2 protein-coding genes are annotated in these 1585 nt (G+C 44.9%); both read right to left on the bottom strand.

The window, feature by feature from the left end; translation table 11 throughout:
- On the bottom strand, positions 1–1244 hold a 1244-nt coding region (locus NWP17_RS04385; protein ID WP_280653697.1), incomplete at its 3' end, for a type I polyketide synthase.
- Positions 1245–1299: 55 nt separating this feature from the next.
- The coding region (locus NWP17_RS04380) for an acyl carrier protein (RefSeq protein ID WP_280653696.1) at positions 1300–1585 on the bottom strand (286 nt) is incomplete at its 5' end.

Genomic DNA, 1585 nt, shown 5'->3' with positions numbered 1-1585 from the left:
TCCCAGTTAATATAAGGACTTGGCTGGTCGAAGTGTAAGTTTGCTGGGATTTCACCGTGCTGCATTGAGAGTACAACCTTGATGAGACCAGCAATACCAGCAGCAGCCTCAGTATGACCAATATTCGTCTTGACCGAACCGACGAAAAGCATCTGTGAGCGTTGACCAAAGACTTGCCCAATCGCACCCATTTCAATAGGATCGCCTAAGGATGTACCTGTGCCATGTGCCTCAATATAGCTAATTTGATCCGGGTGTATTCCAGCATCCGCTAATGCCTGTTGGATCACCGCCCGTTGTGAGGGACCACTGGGAACGGTTAATCCACTCGTGTAGCCATCATGATTGACTGCGGCACCACGAATCAAGGCCAGGATATTATCATTGTCAGCAATTGCATCGGATAGGCGTTTGAGAACTACCATCCCACACCCCTCAGCACGGGCATAACCATCTGCCTGGAAATCAAATGTTTTGCACCGTCCATCAGGCGACAACATACGGGATTGACAGGCTTTGATAAAGCCATCTGGTATCACTTGTATCTGTACACCACCCGCCAATGCCAAATCACACTCCTGTTGACGTAGGCTCTTGACAGCCAATGCCACACAAACCAAAGAGGACGAACAGGCGGTATCAAGGGACAAATTGGGTCCAGTAAGTCCCAAATAATAAGATAAACGCCCGCTGGCTGTACTATGGCAGTTACCTGAACCAGAATATACATCTAGGTCAGAACCATTACGCATAATCAAATCACGATAATCACTTTCACTGATGCCAACAAAGACACCTGTTTGTGTAGTCAGTTTATTGCCTGTCAGCCCAGCCCGTTCTAAGGCTTCCCAACTCACTTCCAGAAGCAATCTCTGTTGAGGGTCTAAGCTGATTGCCTCACGAGTAGAAATGCGAAAGAACTCAGGGTCGAAGGCTGCTATTTGGTCGAGAAAACCACCAAAACGTGTATACATTTTGCCGGGTGTTGCTGGTGTGGGATCATAATAGTCGTCAATATCCCAACGGCTTTTTGGAATCTCTTGGATAGCATCAACCCCATTGTGCAATAATTTCCAAAAAGCTTCAGGTGTGTCTGCACCAGGAAAGCGACAGCCCATTCCAATGATGGCGATTGGTTCCCGTTGCGCGTATTTTAAACGGTCAAGTTCGGCTTGTAACTCCTCTATTTTGTTCAATGCCTTCTTGACTATAGAAGTTACCTGATTTTCTGACAAAGCGTTCATTCATTTTTCCTTTACTTGTATGCTCACGTCCGCAATGTATAATTATTGATCACTCCTAATCCAAATGTGTTGATAATTTTTGTATAAGTGTAGACAAAGATTCATCTTCATCACTTTGCATTTCGCTGTCTAACACATCTGTTTCGTTGTCAAGAATTCTCCCGATGGACGAAGTATCTGTGAACATTGCTGATAAAGAGTCTGTTTGCTGCGATGCTGTGCTTTCCATCGGTGCAATTACAACTTGTGTTAGGTACTTAACCGCTATTTCTATAGTTGGGTAGTCAAAAGCAAAGGTGACAGGTAATGAACAATCTAATGTGCGTTGTAAACTGTTACGC

This window comes from Chrysosporum bergii ANA360D, from assembly GCF_029891735.1.
In the GTDB taxonomy this organism is placed as follows: Bacteria; Cyanobacteriota; Cyanobacteriia; order Cyanobacteriales; family Nostocaceae; genus Umezakia; species Umezakia bergii.
Note: the sequence above shows the minus strand (reverse complement) of the source record. Positions and strands in the feature narration are given on the sequence as shown.